Source organism: Pseudomonas sp. St290, from assembly GCF_018325805.1.
In the GTDB taxonomy this organism is placed as follows: Bacteria; Pseudomonadota; Gammaproteobacteria; order Pseudomonadales; family Pseudomonadaceae; genus Aquipseudomonas; species Aquipseudomonas bijieensis.
Genome location: NZ_AP014703.1, coordinates 5,863,813 through 5,882,645 on the forward strand (window position 1 = coordinate 5,863,813; position 18,833 = coordinate 5,882,645).

Annotated in this window: 16 protein-coding genes; 4 read left to right on the forward strand and 12 right to left on the reverse strand. The window is 62.5% G+C overall.

The window, feature by feature from the left end; genetic code table 11:
• Positions 1–23: 23 nt before the first annotated feature.
• The gene (locus tag PBDP_RS25680) at positions 24–1,148 is read left to right on the forward strand and encodes a methyltransferase (RefSeq protein ID WP_109756223.1); all 1,125 of its coding nucleotides are present in this window, start codon (positions 24–26) and stop codon (positions 1,146–1,148) included.
• 40 nt (positions 1,149–1,188) lie between these two features.
• Here PBDP_RS25680 and PBDP_RS25685 read toward each other — a convergent pair whose 3' ends face one another.
• Genes PBDP_RS25685 through PBDP_RS25695 form a run of 3 tightly spaced genes read right to left on the reverse strand, consistent with a single transcriptional unit; the run spans position 1,189 to position 3,806 of the window.
• Positions 1,189–1,353 carry a DUF2474 domain-containing protein gene (locus tag PBDP_RS25685; protein WP_003205785.1) on the reverse strand — a complete coding sequence of 55 codons (165 nt, stop codon included), beginning with the start codon at positions 1,351–1,353 and terminating at the stop codon, positions 1,189–1,191.
• 11 nt (positions 1,354–1,364) lie between these two features.
• Positions 1,365–2,372, reverse strand: coding sequence for a cytochrome d ubiquinol oxidase subunit II (gene cydB / locus PBDP_RS25690; RefSeq protein ID WP_053125566.1), 1,008 nt, complete (start codon positions 2,370–2,372; stop codon positions 1,365–1,367).
• 3 nt (positions 2,373–2,375) lie between these two features.
• Positions 2,376–3,806 (reverse strand): cytochrome ubiquinol oxidase subunit I, encoded by a 1,431-nt coding sequence (locus PBDP_RS25695; protein ID WP_116833499.1) that lies wholly within the window; start codon positions 3,804–3,806, stop codon positions 2,376–2,378.
• Positions 3,807–4,310: 504 nt separating this feature from the next.
• Here PBDP_RS25695 and PBDP_RS25700 point away from each other — a divergent pair.
• The gene (locus PBDP_RS25700; protein ID WP_109756225.1) at positions 4,311–5,549 is read left to right on the forward strand and encodes an MFS transporter; all 1,239 of its coding nucleotides are present in this window, start codon (positions 4,311–4,313) and stop codon (positions 5,547–5,549) included.
• Here PBDP_RS25700 and PBDP_RS25705 read toward each other — a convergent pair.
• From PBDP_RS25705 to PBDP_RS25725, 5 genes are all read right to left on the reverse strand, one after another.
• Positions 5,546–7,747 (reverse strand): xanthine dehydrogenase family protein molybdopterin-binding subunit, encoded by a 2,202-nt coding sequence (locus PBDP_RS25705; protein ID WP_212801478.1) that lies wholly within the window; start codon positions 7,745–7,747, stop codon positions 5,546–5,548. The two genes, PBDP_RS25700 and PBDP_RS25705, sit on opposite strands and share 4 nt — an antisense overlap.
• On the reverse strand, positions 7,747–8,748 hold the full coding sequence (locus PBDP_RS25710) for an FAD binding domain-containing protein (RefSeq protein ID WP_109756227.1): 1,002 nt from the start codon (positions 8,746–8,748) through the stop codon (positions 7,747–7,749). The genes PBDP_RS25705 and PBDP_RS25710 overlap by 1 nt, the downstream gene beginning before the upstream one ends.
• Positions 8,745–9,269, reverse strand: a complete 525-nt coding sequence (locus PBDP_RS25715; protein WP_109756228.1) for a (2Fe-2S)-binding protein — start codon at positions 9,267–9,269, stop codon at positions 8,745–8,747. Before PBDP_RS25715 ends, PBDP_RS25710 begins: the two co-directional genes overlap by 4 nt.
• A 287-nt stretch (positions 9,270–9,556) precedes the next feature.
• Complete coding sequence (locus PBDP_RS25720) at positions 9,557–10,123, reverse strand: DJ-1 family glyoxalase III (RefSeq protein ID WP_212801479.1); 567 nt, start codon at positions 10,121–10,123, stop codon at positions 9,557–9,559.
• Between the two features lie 135 nt (positions 10,124–10,258).
• Positions 10,259–10,714: a DUF4879 domain-containing protein gene (locus PBDP_RS25725; protein ID WP_109756230.1), complete on the reverse strand. Its 456-nt coding sequence runs from the start codon at positions 10,712–10,714 to the stop codon at positions 10,259–10,261.
• Between the two features lie 204 nt (positions 10,715–10,918).
• Here PBDP_RS25725 and PBDP_RS25730 point away from each other — a divergent pair, with 204 nt between their 5' ends.
• Both PBDP_RS25730 and trmA read left to right on the forward strand, forming a co-directional pair.
• Positions 10,919–12,214, forward strand: coding sequence for an NCS2 family permease (locus tag PBDP_RS25730; protein ID WP_109756231.1), 1,296 nt, complete (start codon positions 10,919–10,921; stop codon positions 12,212–12,214).
• On the forward strand, positions 12,211–13,290 hold the full coding sequence (gene trmA, locus PBDP_RS25735; protein WP_212801480.1) for a tRNA (uridine(54)-C5)-methyltransferase TrmA: 1,080 nt from the start codon (positions 12,211–12,213) through the stop codon (positions 13,288–13,290). The genes PBDP_RS25730 and trmA overlap by 4 nt, the downstream gene beginning before the upstream one ends.
• 74 nt (positions 13,291–13,364) lie before the next feature.
• On the opposite strand, the gene PBDP_RS25740 is transcribed toward trmA, so the two are convergent.
• Genes PBDP_RS25740 through dxs form a run of 4 tightly spaced genes read right to left on the reverse strand, consistent with a single transcriptional unit; the run spans position 13,365 to position 18,821 of the window.
• Entirely contained in the window at positions 13,365–14,540 is a 1,176-nt protein-coding gene (locus PBDP_RS25740; RefSeq protein WP_212801481.1) for a 1-deoxy-D-xylulose-5-phosphate reductoisomerase, read from the reverse strand.
• A gap of 15 nt (positions 14,541–14,555) precedes the next feature.
• On the reverse strand, positions 14,556–15,860 hold the full coding sequence (gene ispG / locus PBDP_RS25745; RefSeq protein ID WP_212801482.1) for a flavodoxin-dependent (E)-4-hydroxy-3-methylbut-2-enyl-diphosphate synthase: 1,305 nt from the start codon (positions 15,858–15,860) through the stop codon (positions 14,556–14,558).
• A complete protein-coding gene (locus PBDP_RS25750; RefSeq protein WP_146206890.1) occupies positions 15,857–16,840 on the reverse strand; it encodes a terpene synthase family protein in 984 nt (327 codons plus the stop codon). The genes ispG and PBDP_RS25750 overlap by 4 nt, the downstream gene beginning before the upstream one ends.
• 46 nt (positions 16,841–16,886) lie before the next feature.
• On the reverse strand, positions 16,887–18,821 hold the full coding sequence (gene dxs / locus PBDP_RS25755) for a 1-deoxy-D-xylulose-5-phosphate synthase (RefSeq protein WP_109756236.1): 1,935 nt from the start codon (positions 18,819–18,821) through the stop codon (positions 16,887–16,889).
• Positions 18,822–18,833 lie beyond the last annotated feature (12 nt).

The following is an 18,833-nucleotide window of genomic DNA, read 5'->3' on the forward strand; positions in this document are numbered from 1 at the left end:
GTTGATCTCCAGAGTCCCCAGCCATGCCCCTGCTCGACAGCCCCTTCGCCCAACTCGACCTGATCCGCCAACCCGAACAGCAGAACGAACCACTGCAAGCCTTCGATGCGGCCGATGAATACCTGCTCGCGTACCTGGCCGAACAACAGCCGAGCGCGCAGACTCGGGTCCTGGTGCTCAATGACGGCTTCGGCGCCCTGGCGGCCAGCCTGGCCGGCAAGGTCGAAGTGACCAGCAGCAGTGATTCCTTCCTGGCATTGCAGGCCCTGGAGAAAAACCTGGTGCGCAACGGCCGCCCCTTCGATGCGGTGCCGACGTTGCCTGCCAGCGAGCCCCTGACCGGCCCATTCGATCGTGTCCTGGTCAAAGTACCGAAGACCCTGGCCCTGCTGGAGGAACAGCTGATTCGCCTGCAAGGCCAACTGGCACCAGGCGCCCAGGTGATTGCCGGGGCCATGATCAAGCACTTGCCCCGGGCCGCCGGCGATTTGCTGGAGCGGTATATCGGCCCGGTGCAGGCCTCCCTGGCGCAGAAAAAAGCCCGCCTGTTGATCGCCACGCCGCAAGCCAAGCCGCCCAGCGTATCGCCCTACCCCACGCGTTACTGGCTGGACGAACCGAAGATCGAACTGCTCAACCATGCCAACGTGTTCTGCCGCGAAGGCCTGGACATCGGTACCCGCGCGTTCCTGCCACATCTGCCGAAAAACCTCGGGACAGCCCGTGTCGCGGACCTGGGCTGCGGCAACGGCGTGCTCGCCATCGCCAGTGCCCTGCAAAACCCCGACGCCCACTACACCCTGGTGGACGAGTCGTATATGGCCGTGCAATCGGCCGCCGAAAACTGGCGTGCGGCCCTGGGCGATAGGGAAGTGATCATCCGGGCCGGCGATGGCCTGGCGGGACAAGAGGCGCAGTCGCTGGATGTGGTGTTGTGCAATCCGCCTTTCCACCAGCAGCAAGTGGTGGGCGACTTCCTCGCCTGGCGAATGTTCCAGCAGGCTCGCGAAGCGTTGGTGGTGGGCGGCGCGCTGTACATCGTCGGCAACCGGCACCTGGGCTACCACAGCAAACTGGCGCGGTTGTTCCGAGGCGTCGAACAAGTGGCCGCCACGCCGAAGTTCGTGATACTCAAAGCCCGGAAATAAATCGTCCTCTGTGGGCGCAAAGCTTGCTCCCACAGGGAAATCAGTGGGTGGTCAGCCCCGCGGCATTCATGAACATCCGCATCAGGCTGGCGACGATGAACAACGCCAGCACACTGCCGGCCCAGATCAGCGCCAGCCAGCCGAGCCGCTGCCAAAGCGGCTTGCGTTCGGCGGCCTCGATGTCCTTCAAGTCAGGTTTGGCCATGCTCAACGTCCTCAATGGTAACCATCATCATGGGTCACCTTGCCGCGGAACACGTAGTAGCTCCAGAAGGTGTACACCAGGATCAACGGAATGATGAACAGCGTGCCGACCAACATGAAGCCTTGGCTCTGGGGCGGTGACGAGGCGTCCCAGATCGAGATCGATGGCGGCACGATATTCGGCCACAGGCTGATGCCCAGGCCACTGTAGCCGAGGAAAATCAACACCAGGGTCAGGATGAATGGCGTGTAGTTGGCGTTACGCGCCACCGCGCGGAACAAGCCGTACATGGTCACCAGCACCAGGATCGGCACCGGCAGGAACCAGAACAGGTTCGGCAGGGTGAACCAGCGGGCGGCGATGTCCGCGTGGGCCAGCGGTGTCCAGATGCTGACGATACCGATCACCGCCAACACCACGAACGCCAGCGGCCGCGCCAGGTCATGCATCTGCTCTTGCAGCTTGCCCTCGGTCTTCATGATCAGCCAGGTGCAGCCAAGCAACGCATAGGCGGCGATCAACGCCAAGCCACAGAACACCGTGAATGGCGTGAACCAGTCCAAGGAGCCGCCGGCGAACTGGCGATTGACCACCTCGAAGCCATCAATGAATGCCCCCAGCGCCACCCCCTGGAAGAAAGTGGCCGTCAGCGAACCACCAATGAATGCCTTGTCCCACAGGTGGCGCTTCTCGGCCTTGGCCTTGAAGCGGAATTCGAAGGCCACGCCGCGGAAGATCAACCCGATGAGCATCAGGATCAACGGCAGGTACAGTGCCGAAAGCACTACCGAATAAGCCAGCGGAAATGCCCCGAACAGCCCGGCACCACCGAGCACCAGCCAGGTTTCGTTACCGTCCCAGACCGGCGCCACGGTGTTCATCATCACGTCGCGGTCGCGCTCACCCTTGACGAAGGGGAAGAGAATGCCGATCCCCAGGTCGAAGCCGTCCATGATCACGTACATCATGATGCCGAAGATGATGACCACGGCCCAGATCAGCGGAAGATCAATACCCATGACTCAATTCCCCTTGTTCGAGCGGTCGTTTTGGTCCACATCGTCATCGGCGGCCGACAATGGCCGGGCCGGCGTACGTTTCTGGCCCGGGCCACCATCGCTCGGCTCGGTTTCGTGGACCTGCGGCCCCTTGCGCACCAGACGCATCATGTAGCTCAAGCCCGCGCCGAACAGCGCGAAATACACCACGACGAACAGCACCAGGGTGATGCTCATCTGCGCGAAACTGTGGCCGGAGGAAGCATCGGCCGTGCGCATCAAGCCATAGACCACCCAGGGTTGGCGGCCGATCTCCGTGGTGAACCAGCCGGCCAGGATCGCGACCAGGCCGGAGGGGCCCATCCACAACACCATGTGGAGGAACGGTCGTGATTGGTAGATCCGATCGTTGCGGCGCAGCCATAGACTGCACAGGCCAGTGAAGATCATCAGCAATCCAAGGCCGACCATGACCCGGAACGACCAGAACACGATGGTCGAGTTCGGTCGGTCCTCAGGAGGGAACTCCTTGAGGGCCGGCACCTGTTTGTCCAGGCTGTGAGTCAGGATCAGGCTTCCCAGATAGGGGATTTCCACGGCGAAGCGAGTCTTCTCGGCCTGCATGTCTGGCCAGCCGAACAGGATCAGCGGGGTGGGCTCATTGCCGACGTTTTCCCAGTGGCCCTCGATGGCAGCGATCTTCGCCGGTTGATGCTTGAGGGTGTTCAGGCCATGGAAGTCGCCGATGACCGCCTGTATCGGTGCCACCAGCAAGGCCATCCACATCGCCATCGACAGCATCCGGCGGATGGCCGGGGTATCGCGACCGCGCAAGAGGTGCCAGGCGGCCGATGAACCGACGAAGAACGCCGTCGCAACGAACGCCGCCGTGGACATGTGCAGCAGGCGATAGGGGAACGAGGGGTTGAACACCACCGCCAGCCAGTCCACCGGAATCACCCGGCCATCGACGATTTCGTAGCCCTGCGGAGTCTGCATCCAGCTATTGGAGGACAGGATCCAGAAGGTCGAGATCAACGTACCTATCGCCACCATCACCGTGGAGAAGAAGTGCAAGCCACGGCCAACGCGATTCCAGCCGAACAGCATCACCCCCAGGAAACCCGCCTCGAGGAAGAACGCCGTGAGCACTTCGTAGGTCAGCAGCGGTCCGGTCACCGCCCCGGCGAAGTCCGAGAAACGGCTCCAGTTGGTGCCGAACTGATAGGCCATGACCAAGCCGGACACCACGCCCATGCCGAAGTTGACGGCGAAGATCTTCGACCAGAAGTGGTACAAGTCGCGATAGGTATCGTCGCGAGTCTTGAGCCACAGGCCTTCGAGTACCGCCAGGTAACTCGCCAGGCCAATGGTGATGGCCGGGAACAGGATGTGGAACGAGATGGTGAACGCGAACTGGATTCGGGCGAGATCGAGCGCCTCCAAACCGAACATAAGTCTTCCTCTGTCAGGTAAAACCGGCTGCGGGCGGGGCCTGCATCACAAGCCCCAGGGATATGGAGTGCGATGCTTTTCAAATCGTTCTTTTTATAACCGTCACAACGCAGGACTCTGGCCGGATGGCCGCCAGCCCAACGCCCCGAGAGGTATTGACCTGGATCAAGCAATGCTCAAAGAGTAGTCGCATTATTACCGATGGACGGCGTGGTCTTTTGTCGCGTGGCAGGTTGTCTCAGTGTCGAAACCCTGCTCCAAACCAGGATTCCTTGAATCTTGAGGAGTGCACTGTTGTGGCGAGGGGATTTATCCCCGCTGGGGCGCGAAGCGGCCCCAAGCTTTTGCGAGCGCTGCGCACTCGAGCGGGGATAAATCCCCTCGCCACAAAAAAAGCGTGCTAGGTGAAAAGTAGATGTTTGGCTAACTATTTTTCCAGCCAACGCAACTTCCTGTTACAGCTCGGTGATAATCTCGTGGTCTTCACCACCGGACCCGTCATAGATGCCCAGCCAAGCGCCGCTGCTGCTCCGTCACCATCGTCCCTTCATCGCCTTCTGGCTGGCACGGATATTCACCGCCAGCGGCTTCCAGATGCTCACCGTGGCCATTGGCTGGAACCTCTATCAACTGACCGGCAACGTCCTCGACTTGGGCCTGGTGGGGTTGGTGGAGTTTGCCCCGCGCGTGCTGTTCATGCTTCACACCGGGCATGTGGCTGACCGCTATGACCGGCGCAAGGTCGCGGCCATTTGCCAGTCATTGCAGGCAATGATTGCCCTGGCCCTGGTGATCGGCAGCGCCACCGACAATGTCACCCGGGAAATGATCTTCATCCTTGCCTTCCTCCTGGGCGCCGCCCGCTCCTTCGAGATGCCCACCACCCAGGCGCTGCTGCCCAGTATCGTGCCGGCGGGCCTGTTTCCCCGGGCCGTGGCCGCCGCGCAATCGGCCCAGCAATCGGCCACCATCGTCGCCCCGGCACTCGGCGGCCTGCTCTATGCCTTCGGCAGCATCTGGGTCTATGGACCGACCGTGGTGCTCTACCTCATCGCCTGTTGCCTGATGCTCAACCTGCCCGCTCGGCAGACGCCGCTGAACAAAGGCAAGGCGACGCTGGATTCATTGCTGGCCGGGATTCGCTTCATTCGCAGTCGCCCGGACATTCTCGGCGCGATTTCCCTGGACCTGTTCGCGGTTTTGCTCGGCGGCGCGACGGCGCTGCTGCCGGTGTTCGCCAAGGACATCCTGCTCACCGGTCCCTGGGGCCTGGGTCTGTTGCGCTCGGCGCCGGCGGTCGGGGCCTTGCTGATGTCGCTGTGGCTGGCGCGGTTTGCCGTGGAGCGCAAGGTCGGCCGAGTGATGTTCACTGCGGTGGGCGTGTTCGGCGTCGCCACCATTGCCTTCGGCCTCTCCACCTCGTTCTGGTTTTCCCTGGCGGTGCTGGTGGTGTTGGGCGCGGCGGACATGATCAGCATGGTCATCCGCGCCTCCTTCGTGCAACTGGAAACACCGGATGAAATGCGTGGCCGGGTCAGCGCGGTGAACGGGCTGTTCATCGGCGCTTCGAACCAGCTGGGCGAGTTCGAGTCCGGCCTCACCGCCCACTGGTTCGGCACCGTGCCGGCGGTGGTCATGGGCGGCATCGGCACGCTGCTGGTGACCGGGGTCTGGATCAAACTGTTCCCGACCCTGGCCAACCGTGACCGGATGCACGAACCGGTGGACGAAGCAAAAGCCTAGAGCAACTTGTCGAGGGTGATGGGGAAGTCCCGCACCCGCTTGCCGGTGGCATGGTAAATCGCATTGGCCACCGCCGCGGCCACCCCGACGATGCCGATTTCACCCACGCCCTTGGAACCCAGCGCATTGACGATCTCGTCACGCTCCTCGACAAAGATCACCTCGATGTCGCCGATGTCGGCACTGACCGGCACGTGATACTCGGCCAGGTTGTGATTCATGTGGCGACCCAGGGTGTGATCGGTCAGGGTTTCTTCGTGCAAAGCCATGCCGACGCCCCATACCACGCCACCGAGAATCTGGCTGCGGGCGGTTTTCGGGTTGACGACCCGGCCGGCGGCGATGGCGCTCACCACGCGGTTGACCTTCACCGTCCCCAGGTCTTCATCCACCAGCACTTCAACGAACACCGCCGAGTGCGTGGCCGTGGCGTAGGCCTGGCGTTTTTCATCCGGCTTGGCCGTGACCTGGGCTTGCAACGGGGTCTCGCCGCTTTTCTGCGCCAACTCCGCTAATGCAACGCTCGCTTCGCCCAGCCGCAGTTGGCCATCCACAAACGTCACTTGTTCAAGGGTCGCGCCACCGAAGGCCGGACACGCCTGGCGAGCCACGGCCAGGAGTTTTTCCTTCAGCGCTTCACAGGCTTGCTGCACGGCGGTGCCCACCGACGAAACCGTGAACGAACCGCCCTGCAATGGCGCGGTGGGCAGCGACGAATCACCCAGGACAAACGTGACGTCCTCAAGGGTAACGCCACACGCCTCGGCGGCGATCTGGGTCATGACCGTGTAGGTCCCGGTGCCGATATCCGTGGTGGCGCTGCTGACAGTCAGCTTGCCATCGAGGTCCAGCGAGGCCCGGGCGCTGGCTTTCTGCTGCATGGCCTCCCATACACCACCGGCCATGCCCCAACCCACCAGCTGCCGCCCCTCACGCATGCTGCGCGGCTCCGGGTTGCGCTTGTCCCAGCCGAAACGACGGGCGCCCTGGGCATAACACTCACGCAACTCTTTGCTGGAATACGGCTTGCCTTCGTTCTCGTTGCGCTCGGCGTAGTTGATCAACCGCAACTGGACCGGATCGAGCGCCAGGGCACAGGCCAGTTCATCCATGGCGCATTCCAGGCCAATCAGCCCAAGGGCGGCACCGGGCGCGCGCATGTCCAGGGGCGTGTAGACGTCCAGGGGCACGAGTTTGTAAGTCAACTGGACGTTATCGCAGTGATAGAGCATGCCGCTCCACTCCACCACGTGCTCGGTGAAGTCCTCGAAGCGCGAAGTCTGGCCGACGGCGGTGTGCGCCACGGCCAGCAAGCGACCGTTGGCCGCCGCCCCCAGTTGCACGCGCTGGAGGGTTCGCGGCCGATAGCCAAAGGTAAACATCTGTTGGCGCGTCAGGCTGACCCGCACGGAGCGCTTGAGGGCCAGCGCCGCCATCACCGCCAAAGGTAATTGGTACTGCGGACGCAGCCCTGAACCGAAGGCGCCGCCGACAAACACGGCGAACACTCGCACCTGCTCTTTCTCCAGCCCGAACACTTTTTGGACATAGGCCTGGCAGTTCTGCGTGCCTTGGGTCTTGTCGTGGATGTGCAGGCTGCCATCAGGCTGATACAGCACGGTGGAGGCGTGTGGCTCCATCGGGTTGTGGTGTTCAATCGGCGTGCTGTAGGACACATCCACGCTGAGCGCGGCGCTGGCGTACTCGCCCTGAAAACTCCCACGGGGCTTGGGCAGTTCGGCCGGTGCCGGATGGGCGTCGTTTTGCAGAGTGATCAGATCGGTCTGATGCTCCTGGGCCTCGTATTCGATTTCAACCAGGGAACCTGCATACCGGGCCAGCTCAAGGTTTTCCGCGACCACCAAGGCCAATGGCTGGCCGCTGTAGAGCACGTGGTCGTTGTACAGCGGCCGGAACGGCGAGCCGTCCGCCGCATCGGCATCCTGGTAGGGCTCATCGTAGCTGGCGATCCTCGGCCGATTGGTGTGATCGATGACCGCGACCACACCGGGCAGCGCCAGGGCTCGGGAGGCATCGATGCGCAGCACGCGGCCGCGAGCGAGAGTGCCGGACACGACGCTGCCGTGCAGCAGGCCGTCCTCGGGGTACTCACCGGCATAACGAGCCTGGCCCGTGACCTTGAGCAGGCCATCGACCCGGTCCAGTGGCTGCCCTATGGATTTGCTCGAAGCGTTCATCAGGCGTGTCCTCCCTGCGGTGCGCAACCCAATGCGGCATCACTCAAGGCGCGGACAATCGCCCGGCGCGCCAATCGGACCTTGAAGCCGTTGTGCTCCAACGGCTCGGCGTTTTGCAGCAGCGCATCGGCGGCGGCAGTGAAGGTTTCGCGACTGACGGTCTGCCCGGCCAGCCAGCTCTCCACAGCCCGGTCGCGCCAGGGTTTGTGCGCCACGCCGCCAAGGGCCAGGCGCGCCTGGCGAATCACCGGCCCGTCCAACTCCAGCGCCGCCGCTACCGAGACCAGCGCAAAAGCGTAGGAGGCGCGGTCACGGATCTTCAGGTAGTGGCTATGGTCGGCAAAACCGGCGGCAGGCAACTCAATAGCAGTGATCAGCTCATCATCGGCCAGTTGGTTATCCCGTTCCGGGGCATCACCGGGCAAGCGATGGAAGTCGGCAAACTCGATGGTCCGCGCGCCACCCCGCCCCAGGACATGGACCACCGCCTCCAAGGCCGCCAAGGCCACGCACATGTCGGAAGGATGAGTGGCGACACATTGTTCGCTGGCACCGAAGATCGCGTGGATCCGGTTCAAACCGTTGCGGGCCGGGCAACCGCTGCCGGGTCGGCGTTTATTGCACGGCACGCTGGCGTCATAGAAGTAATAGCAGCGGGTGCGTTGCAACAGGTTGCCGCCAGTGCTGGCCATGTTGCGCAACTGCGGCGAGGCGCCGGCCAGGATCGCCTGGGACAGCAGCGGATAGCGGCGTTCGATCCAGGGGTGCCAGGCCAGGTCGGCATTGCTCACCAGCGCACCGATCATCACCCCGCCGGAAGGGGTTTCGCTGAGGTCCGCCAGGGGCAGCCCGGTAATGTCGATCAGGTGTTCGGGGCGGGTGAGGTTCTCTTTCATCAGGTCCAGCAGATTGGTGCCGCCGGCGATGAAACGTGACACCGGGCTCGACAAGTCGACGGCGGCCTGCACGGTGTCTGGCTTGCTGTAGTGGAAGGGATTCATTGATCACCTCCCGGTTGCTGGCAGAGCGGCAAAGCCTCTTCGATAGCATCACGAATGTTGTTGTAGGCGCCGCACCGGCAAAGATTGCCGCTCATCAGTTCAACGATCTCTGCGCGGGTCTGCGCCCTGCCCTCGTTGACCAGCCCCACCGCTGAACAGATCTGCCCCGGCGTGCAGTAACCGCACTGGAACGCGTCATGGGTGATGAACGCCTGCTGCATGGGATGCAAGGCATCATCGCCAGCCAGGCCTTCGACGGTGGTCAACTCGGCACCGTCGCACATCACGGCCAGGGTCAGGCAGGCGTTGATTCGCTTGCCATCGCGCAGCACCGTGCAGGCGCCACACTGGCCGTGGTCGCAGCCCTTCTTGCTGCCCACCAGGTCCAATTGCTCGCGCAGCAGGTCCAGCAGCGTGGTCCAGGGCAGCACCTGCAGCTCACGTGCCTGGCCATTGAGTGTCAGGCGAATCGGGTGACGGACGAAGGCCGCCGGCGTCGCTTCGGACAAGGTCGCGCTCATGGAACACCTCACGGTTAGTCGTACTCGCGGCGTTTTGGGAAACCGCCGTCATAAGGGGTACGACTTCTGGGTGGGGTGAAGCGTTCAAGGCAAATGATTGACGTTGGAAGCCAGCGCCTTCAGTGGGTCAGCTTGCACTGAGGTTGAATGTGCTGACGCCATCGCGAGCAGGCTCGCTCCCACATGGGTTCTCGGGTGCTCATAGATCCTGCATCCACCATAAATCCCTGTGGGAGCGAGCCTGCTCGCGATAGCGGTACCACAGGCCGGTGTCGGCTTGACGAGTGTCAGGCCAGCAGCTCCGCCGCCACCACGCTTCTTACGCCCTTGCCGCTGAGTTGTTCCACCAGCATCAAGGCAAACGCCAGGGCGGCAGCCGAGCTTTGGGCGGTGATGCAGTTGCCGTCCACCACCACGGGTTGATCGACGAAGCTGCAACCGGACAGTTGCTGGCTCACCGCCGGCAGGCAGGTCATGCGCCGCTGGCGCAGGACGCCGAATGCCTGTAGCGCCAGGGCCGGGGCTTCGGCGATGGCGGCGAAGAAACGTCCGGTGGCGGCCTGGCCCTTGATCAGTTGTTGCAGCGGCTGATGGGCCGCCAGGTGTTGGGCACCGATGATGCCGCCCGGCAGGACGATCAGGTCGAAATCCTGCACGAGCATGTCCACCAGCATGCCATCGGCCGTCAGGCGCGTGCCGCGGGCGCAGGTGAGCATACGCCGCCCTTCGATGCTCGCCACCACGGTTTCGATCTGCGCTCGACGCAACACGTCGATCAGGGTGACCGTCTGCAAGTCGTCGACACCCTCGGCGACGGCTATCAGGGCTCGGGGGATCTTGGTTCCAGGAATCATGGGCGCTCTCCGCTGGATGATGCTTGTAGTGTAGGAGCTGCCGAAGGCTGCGATCTTTTGATATGCGCTTGAGATCAGCGTGGGGGTAAAGATCGCAGCCTCGCTTCACTCGACAGCTCCTGCATGGGGTAGCGGTTATTTGATGTACAGCTGGGTCGACATCCGGTTGCCCGGTGCGTTGATCGAGATGTTGCTGAAGCTGAAGGTTCCCTCTTGCTTACCCTTCAGGTCGAAGACGTACAAATAGCCCACGACTTTGGTCCGCACCGAGCAGTCATTGAGATTGCCATTGCTGTACGCGCACACCGGCGAGCGGGTGCCGTCGACTTCAAAGCCGTCCAGGGTGACATGGGGTTGACGGCCATAGCCGACCTCCAGCACGTAGACCTTGATATTCGGGCCACTGTGATCGCAACGGGTCTGCTCCTGCCCCTGGGCGATGTCTTCGAAGCCACAGGCCGGCGACTCGACCTTGAGCACCTTGACCTCACTCAGCGGTGGTGCCGACGCCGCATCCGCAGCCTGGCCGGGCAACCACAGACCCAGGGTGCAGCCCACTGCCGCCATCAGCTTTTTATTCATGCGATACATAGAGATCTCCCGGAACCGCGCGCAGTATGGCCCACTTGGCGCGTTGGCAAAACATCGACGACGATCGCAGCCACAACGCTACGCTGCTGGTATGATGCGCGGCTTTTTCCGACCCGCAGAAAATTCCCGGGCGCCGCTGGCGACCTGTGCTTTGCTGTTGAGGTCGATACATTCACGGCGCCGGGCGCGCCACGGGGAGCAGACATGCTGGAAAGGCTGTTTCAACTCAAGGCACACAACACCAACGTGCGGACCGAGATCCTGGCGGGCGTCACGACCTTCCTGGCCATGGCCTACATCCTGTTCGTCAACCCGAGCATCCTCGGCGAAACCGGCATGGACAAAGGCGCGGTGTTCGTCGCCACCTGCCTGGCGGCGGCCATTGGCTCCACGGTCATGGGCCTGATCGCCAACTACCCGATCGCCCTCGCCCCGGGCATGGGCCTGAACGCCTTCTTCACCTACACCGTGGTCCTGCACATGGGCCATACCTGGCAAGTGGCACTGGGCGCGGTGTTCATCTCCGCCGTGCTGTTCTTCATTCTCTCGATCTTCCGCATCCGCGAATGGATCATCAACAGCATCCCGCTGCCCCTGCGTTCGGCCATTGCCGCCGGTATCGGCCTGTTCCTGGCGCTGATCGCCCTGAACAATGCCGGCATCGTGGTGAAAAACCCGGCGACCATGGTCGGCCTCGGCGACTTGAAACAGCCGGCGCCAATCCTCGCCACCCTTGGTTTCATCCTGATCGTCGCCCTCGAAGCACTGAAAGTCCGCGGCGCGGTGCTGATCGGCATCCTGGCGGTCACCATCGTCTCGATCCTGATGGGCTTCACCCCGTTTGGCGGCATCATTTCCGCGCCACCGTCCCTGGCCCCAACGTTCCTGCAACTGGACATCAAGGGCGCCCTGGACATTGGCCTGGTGAGCGTGATCTTCGCCTTCCTGTTCGTCGACCTGTTCGACAACTCCGGCACCCTGATCGGCGTCGCCAAGCGCGCCGGGCTGATGGGCAAGGACGGCCATATGCCGAAGATGGGCCGTGCGCTGATCGCCGACAGCACCGCCGCCATGGCCGGTTCGCTGCTGGGCACCTCCACCACCACCAGCTACATCGAGTCGGCAGCGGGCGTCAGCGCTGGCGGCCGCACCGGCCTGACCGCCATCGTCGTGGCGATCCTGTTCCTGCTGGCGCTGTTCTTCTCGCCACTGGCCGCCAGTGTCCCGCCTTTCGCCACCGCCCCAGCCTTGCTGTTCGTCGCCGTGCTGATGACCTCGGGCCTGGCGGAAATCGACTGGGACGACATCACCGTCGCCGCCCCCGTGGTGGTCACCGCCCTGGCGATGCCCTTCACCTATTCCATCGCCAACGGCATCGCCTTCGGCTTCATCGCCTGGACCGCCATCAAACTGGTGTCCGGTCGTGGCCGTGAGCTGAACCCGGCGCTGGTCATTCTGTCGATCCTGTTCGTGATCAAATTGGGTTGGTTCAACGCATGACTTTTGATTCCCAGGCCTATGCCGCCCAGTTGCAGGACAAGGTCACCCGCTTGCGTGACCTGTTGGCCCCGTTCGATGCACCGGAACCCGCGGTGTTCGATTCGCCCTTGAAGAACTTCCGCCTGCGCGCCGAATTCCGCCTGTGGCGCGAGGCCGGCGAACGGCACTACGCAATGTTCTCCCAGGACGACAAGCGCACACCGATCCTCATCGAGGAATTTCCCATCGCCAGCCTGCGCATCAACCAGTTGATGCCGCAGCTCAAGGCCGCCTGGCAGGCCAGCGCGCCCTTGAGCCACAAGCTGTTCCAGGTGGAGTTCCTGACCACCCTGGCGGGCGACACGATGATCACCCTGTGCTATCACCGCCCGCTGGATGAACACTGGCACGCGGCGGCCGCGAAACTGGCGACCGACCTGGGCGTGAGCATCATCGGTCGCTCCAAGGGCAAGCGCGAAGTGATCGGCCACGACTACGTGGTGGAGAAACTCGACGTCGGCGGCCGGACCTTCAGCTATCGCCAACCCGAAGGCGCCTTCACCCAGCCCAACGGCACGGTGAACCAGAAGATGCTCAACTGGGCCTACGAGGCCTTGGGCGATCGCAGCGACGATCTGCTGGAGTTGTACTGCGGCAACGGCAACTTCACCTTGCCCCTGGCCACTCGCGTACGCAAAGTGTTGGCCACCGAGATCAGCAAGACCTCGGTGAATGCCGCGTTGAGCAACCTCAGCGAAAACGCTGTGGATAACGTCACGCTGGTACGTCTGTCCGCCGAAGAACTGACCGAAGCCTTGAACGAAGTCCGGCCCTTCCGTCGCTTGCACGGTATCGATCTCAAGAGCTACGAATTCGGTAGCGTCTTCGTCGACCCGCCCCGCGCCGGCATGGACCCGGACACCTGCGAGCTGACCCGGCGTTTCGACAACATCCTCTACATCTCGTGCAACCCGGAAACCCTCGCCGCCAACATCGCGCAATTGCACGACACCCACCGCATCACCCGCTGCGCGATGTTCGATCAATTCCCTTGGACCCATCACATGGAGTCCGGGGTGTTGCTGACGCGGCGCTGATCTACCGAAGCTGGCGGCGCGGCGCACTGCCAGTCTCGCTCCCTTGAACGCAGTGGACGCCATAGCAACCGCAACTACTCGCTCAACGGCGGCAAACCTGCCAACTGTCTAGCCCGGATACGAGCCAGACAGTCCGTCTGCTGGATACCCTCAAGATTATCGATCGCCACCGATCGGGTCTGGCTCAGGGTTTCGCCAACAATACGCGCGATATCAGTGAACGCCAGCACGCCGGCAAGAAAAGCTGCCACCGCCACTTCATTGGCTGCATTGAGCACCACGCTCAGTTCACAACCGTCTCGCGCCACGTCAAGCGCCAAGCCCAAGCAGGGAAAACGCCGCAGGTCCGCTTGGGCAAAGCTCAATGGCTCGGATTGCGTCAGGTCCAACCGCTCGACCCCGGAATCGATACGTTGTGGATAGGCCAGCGCCTGGGCGATAGGCGTGCGCATATCGGGATTACCCAATTGCGCCAGGACCGACTGGTCGGCATACACCACCATCGAATGGACGATGCTTTGCGGGTGAATCAGTACCTCGATCCGCTCCGGCGACATCGCGAACAACCAATGTGCCTCGATAACCTCCAGGCCCTTGTTCATCATGCTTGCACAGTCGACCGAGATCTTGCGCCCCATCCGCCACTTGGGGTGGGCGCAGGCCTCGTCGGGTGTGACGCTGTCCAGAGTGTCCAGCGAGCGGTTCAGGAATGGACCGCCGGAAGCGGTCAGGAGCAAGCGCTCCGGACGGACCCCAGGGTGGTTCGACAGGCATTGGAAAATGGCATTGTGTTCGCTGTCGACCGGCAACAACTGCGCTCGTGCGCGAGTCACGCAGCGCATGAACAACGCGCCGGACATCACCAAAGCCTCCTTGTTGGCCAGCAGGACGCGCTTACCGGCCTGCGCCGCAGCCAGCGTCGAAGGTAACCCGGCGCCACCGACAATAGCGGCAACAACCGTATCGCATTGGCTGGCTGCGGCCACCGCGACCAGAGCATCCGGCCCGTAGAGCACCTCGGTATTGCATCCACGCGCTTTCAAGCGCCGCGAAAGCTGCGCCGCCTCCCCGGCACTGGCGACCACTGCCACCTGCGGCCGGAAGGCCAGGCACTGCTGGTAAAGCCTGTCGATACTGTGATGCGCAGTCAGCGCGAACAACGAAAAAAGCTCCGGGTGGCGGGCCACGACATCGAGCGTACTCCGGCCAATGGAGCCGGTCGCCCCGAGCAAGGTAAGTCGCTGGCTCATGCTGGGTCTCCCTGGCTATTGTTTGCCATGGGCAATCAGCTCACGGGGGGCGGCAGCGTAAGCCTTGAGCAACTCGGACAGTGTCTGCCGCGCCTGTTCCTCCCCTCCATAGCGAGCTGCCACGTAGGCATCCAGGAGCTGGGTGAACTCCTTGGCGATCGTTTTGCCCTTAAGCGTCAACACCCGTTCGCCATCCATGTACACCGGGGCCGAGGGGTGTTCGCCGGCCCCCGGCAGGGAAATGCCGATATCCGCCAGGCGACTTTCCCCCGGGCCGTTGACCACACAACCCATGACGGCCACCTGCAAATGCTCGATACCGTTGAAGCGGTTTTTCCAGATTGGCATTTGCTGGCGCAGATAATCTTCGATCTGCTGGGCCAGCTCCTGAAAAAAATGGCTGCTGGTACGCCCACAACCGGGACAGGCCACCACCGAGGGGGTAAAGGCCCGCAAGCCCATGGTTTGCAGGATCTGCTGGGCCACCAGCACTTCGCGGGTACGTTCGCCGCCGGGTTCGGGGGTGAGGGAAATGCGTAAAGTGTCGCCGATGCCCTCCTGCAGCAGCACAGCCAGGGCGGTGGACGAGGCGACGATGCCCTTGGAACCCATGCCGGCCTCGGTCAGCCCCAGGTGCAAGGCAAAATCGCAGCGCGCGGCCAGGTTGCGGTACACGGCGATCAGGTCCTGGACATGACTGACCTTGGCCGACAACACGATCCGCTCCGCCGGCAGGCCGACCTCGATGGCCCGCTGCGCACTCTCCAGCGCCGAGACCACCAGGGCTTCACGCATCACCGCATCGGCCGCTAACGGCGTAGCGAGCGCCGCGTTACTGTCCATCATCCGCGCCAGCAACTCTGGGTCCAGGCTGCCCCAGTTGACCCCGATGCGTACGGGCTTGCCATGGCGACAGGCCATTTCAATCATTTCGCAGAACTGTTCGTCGCGCCTCGCACCCTTGCCGACATTGCCCGGGTTGATCCGGTACTTGCCCAACGCCTGGGCACACTCGGGATAGGCCGCCAGCAGGCGGTGGCCATTGAAATGAAAATCGCCGACCAGCGGAACCTTGATATCACGGGCATCCAACAGCTCGCGAATCTTCGCGACCTGGGAGGCCGCCTCATGACCGTTCACCGTGATCCGTACCAGTTCGGCGCCGGCCAATGCCAGTTGCTCGACCTGCGCCGCCGTAGCCCGGGCATCGGCGGTATCGGTATTGGTCATCGCCTGGACTACTATCGGACTGCCGCTGCCCATGGTCAGGGGGCCGATACAGACCTGGCGGGTTTTACGTCGGGCAATATTGGCGTTCATCGTCGAGGCCCGTTGCGCAGGTCATTGTAGCGAGGCACCCGCAACGACCAGTCCAGATTGGCGCTCATCCAATCCTCCAACATTTGCACATAACGCCGGATCGCCTGCCGTTCGTCATTCGAAAAAGTGTGTTTCTCGATAAACCCCGCGACCCGCTTGCGCTCCCGTTGAAAGCATTGGAGACGCGCATCGAGCAATGCTAGGAGAAAGGCCACCGCGTCGTCGATGGACGAGCCCAGCAACTGCTGGCAAACCACCACATAGTTATTGATCTCGCCATACTCGGCTTCCTTCTCATAGGAAATCAGATCGTTGACCAGCGTGATCACATCAGTGGCGCTGTCTTGCAGCGTTTCGAACAGTCGGCTTTGGTGGAAGACCGCGGGGACTTCGGCGTGGTTGGCGTATTCACCGGCCCTGAATACGACCCTCGCCGCCGAGGTGAAACGGCGCTGGTGGGCATAGGCCAATAGATCGGGGAGTTCTGCGCAGGAACGTCTTTGCACCTCGTGTGCAACCCAGCTGAACAACATTCTGATCTCTTCGAGCAAGCGCCGCCCACCCTCCCCAGTCATGGCCTCGAGCATCGGCGCAATCATCAGCACGCCCGAACGCTCGAGAGGGGTTTGCGGACGCGCCTCGCCAGCCGGAGCACTGAGCAGGGAGAACATCCGCTCCAGCCTCTTGCGCCCCTCGTCGCTCGACAGACTCAATGCCCCTTGGTCCAACCCATCATCGAGCAGGAACATCCAGAAAACCAGGTTGGTCAGGTGCTCCAACTCGAGCGGCCCGGCGTCTGGAAACGCCCTGGCCACCAGGTCACAGGAGCGATTACTTTCATACTCATGCATGACCCCTTCCAGGTGGTCGAATCCCATCGAGCGGAACCATGACCGAGAGGCCTCTTCAGCAACATCGTGATGAGGATTGATGCGTAACGAGAACGGCAGGGACAGTGGAGGAAGAACGAAGGCGGACATGTGGCCACTCCTTGAAGTACTTACTTTATGACTGCCAGGACAATCTTCATGATTGTCGACCGATCAAGCTGTGCCCGCCGACACTGAGCACCGGCAGAGCCAGCGGCTGCAACAGCGCAAGCTGTTCTTGGAAGAGCCGGATCGAGGTGATGATGCCCTGGGCGTCCAGGCCACGGGCCGCCATCAACTGTTCGGATGCACCATGCTCGATAAATTGATCGTCGAAACCCAACTGCAACACCTGCCGGGGAATGCCCGAAGCCGCCAGATGCTCGAGACACGCCGCCCCGGCGCCACCTTTCACGCAGCCCTCCTCAATCGTCACCAGCAAATCGTGGCTGCATGCCAGCGCCTCTACCAGGTCGATATCCAAAGGTTTGACAAAGCGCATATTGGCGACGCTTGCATCCAGCTCCAAGGCGGCCGCAAGGCTGGGCATCAACATCGAGCCGAAGGCGAGGATGGCGATTCGTTCGCCCTGGCTGCGGCTCGACTGCCGGCGGATTTCGCCCTTGCCCAGAGGCAGGACATTGAGCTCGTTTTTCGCGATGCGGCCAGGGCCCGCGCCACGGGGATAACGCACCGCCACCGGTCCATCCTGGAGCAAGGCGGTGTGCAGCATCTGGCGACACTCGTTCTCGTCCGCCGGAGCCATGATGACCAGATTGGGCACGCAGCGCAGATAGGCGATATCGAACGCCCCGGTATGAGTGGCGCCGTCCGCCCCGACAATCCCGGCCCGGTCGACGGCCAATACCACCGGCAGGTTCTGGATCGCGATATCGTGAATCAGTTGATCGTAGGCGCGCTGCAGAAAGGTCGAGTAGATCGCGACCACCGGTTTCAAGCCTTCGGTCGCCAGACCAGCGGCGAAGGTCAGGGCATGTTGTTCGGCGATCCCGACATCGAAATACCGCTCGGGGAAGCGTCGTTCGAACTCCTCAAGGCCCGAGCCCTCACGCATGGCCGGGGTGATCGCCATGACCCGCGGGTCGCGCTCGGCTTCGTCGCACAGCCAGTGGCCAAACACTTGGGTGTAGCTCTGCTTCCCTGGGAGACCAGGCAGGAGGCCCTGTTCCGGATTGAATTTACCCGGCCCGTGGTAGAGCACCGGATCAATCGCCGCCGGACTGTAGCCGTGCCCCTTCTCGGTGACGATGTGCAGTAATTGCGGGCCTCGCAGGTCCTTGAGCAGTTGCAAGGCCGGGATCAGTTCATCCAGGTCGTGACCGTCGACGGGGCCGGTGTAATTGAAGCCCAGGGCCTGGAACAGGGTCGCCGACACCGTCATATCCGCGCGTTGTGCCTCCAGTCGCCGGCCCCGCTCATCCCGGGGCGACTCATCGCGCAGGATCCGCTTGATGCCACCACCGACCGAGCTCGTGCAGCAATGAGCGGTCAGTTTGCCCAAATAGAGACGCAGCGCCCCGACGGAGGCAGAAATCGACATATCGTTATCGTTGAGAATGACCAGGAACGGCAGATCCGCATGCAGGCCGGCATTATTCATCGCCTCATAGGCCATGCCACCACTCAGGGCACCGTCGCCAATCACCGCAATGCTGTGCCGATGTTCGCCCTTGCTCCGTGCCCCGAGTGCCATGCCTAATGCCGCAGAAATCGAGGTACTGGAATGGGCCGTTCCGAAGCAGTCATACTCGGATTCCTGGCGCCGGGGAAAACCGGATATCCCGCCCCATTGGCGGATGCTGGCCATGGCCTCGCGCCGACCGGTCAATATCTTGTGCGGATAGGATTGATGACCTACATCCCAGACGACCCGGTCATGCGGTGTATCGAACACATAGTGCAGCGCAACAGCCAGCTCCACGCTGCCCAGATTGGCCGACAGGTGCCCACCGGTTCTGGAAACACTGTGAAGGATAAAAGCGCGCAACTCATCGGCAACCGCACCGAGCGCCCGGGGATGCAAAGCGCGTAAATCGCCGGGGCTGTCGATGGTACTCAGTAGCTCGAACATGTCGGGTTCCCT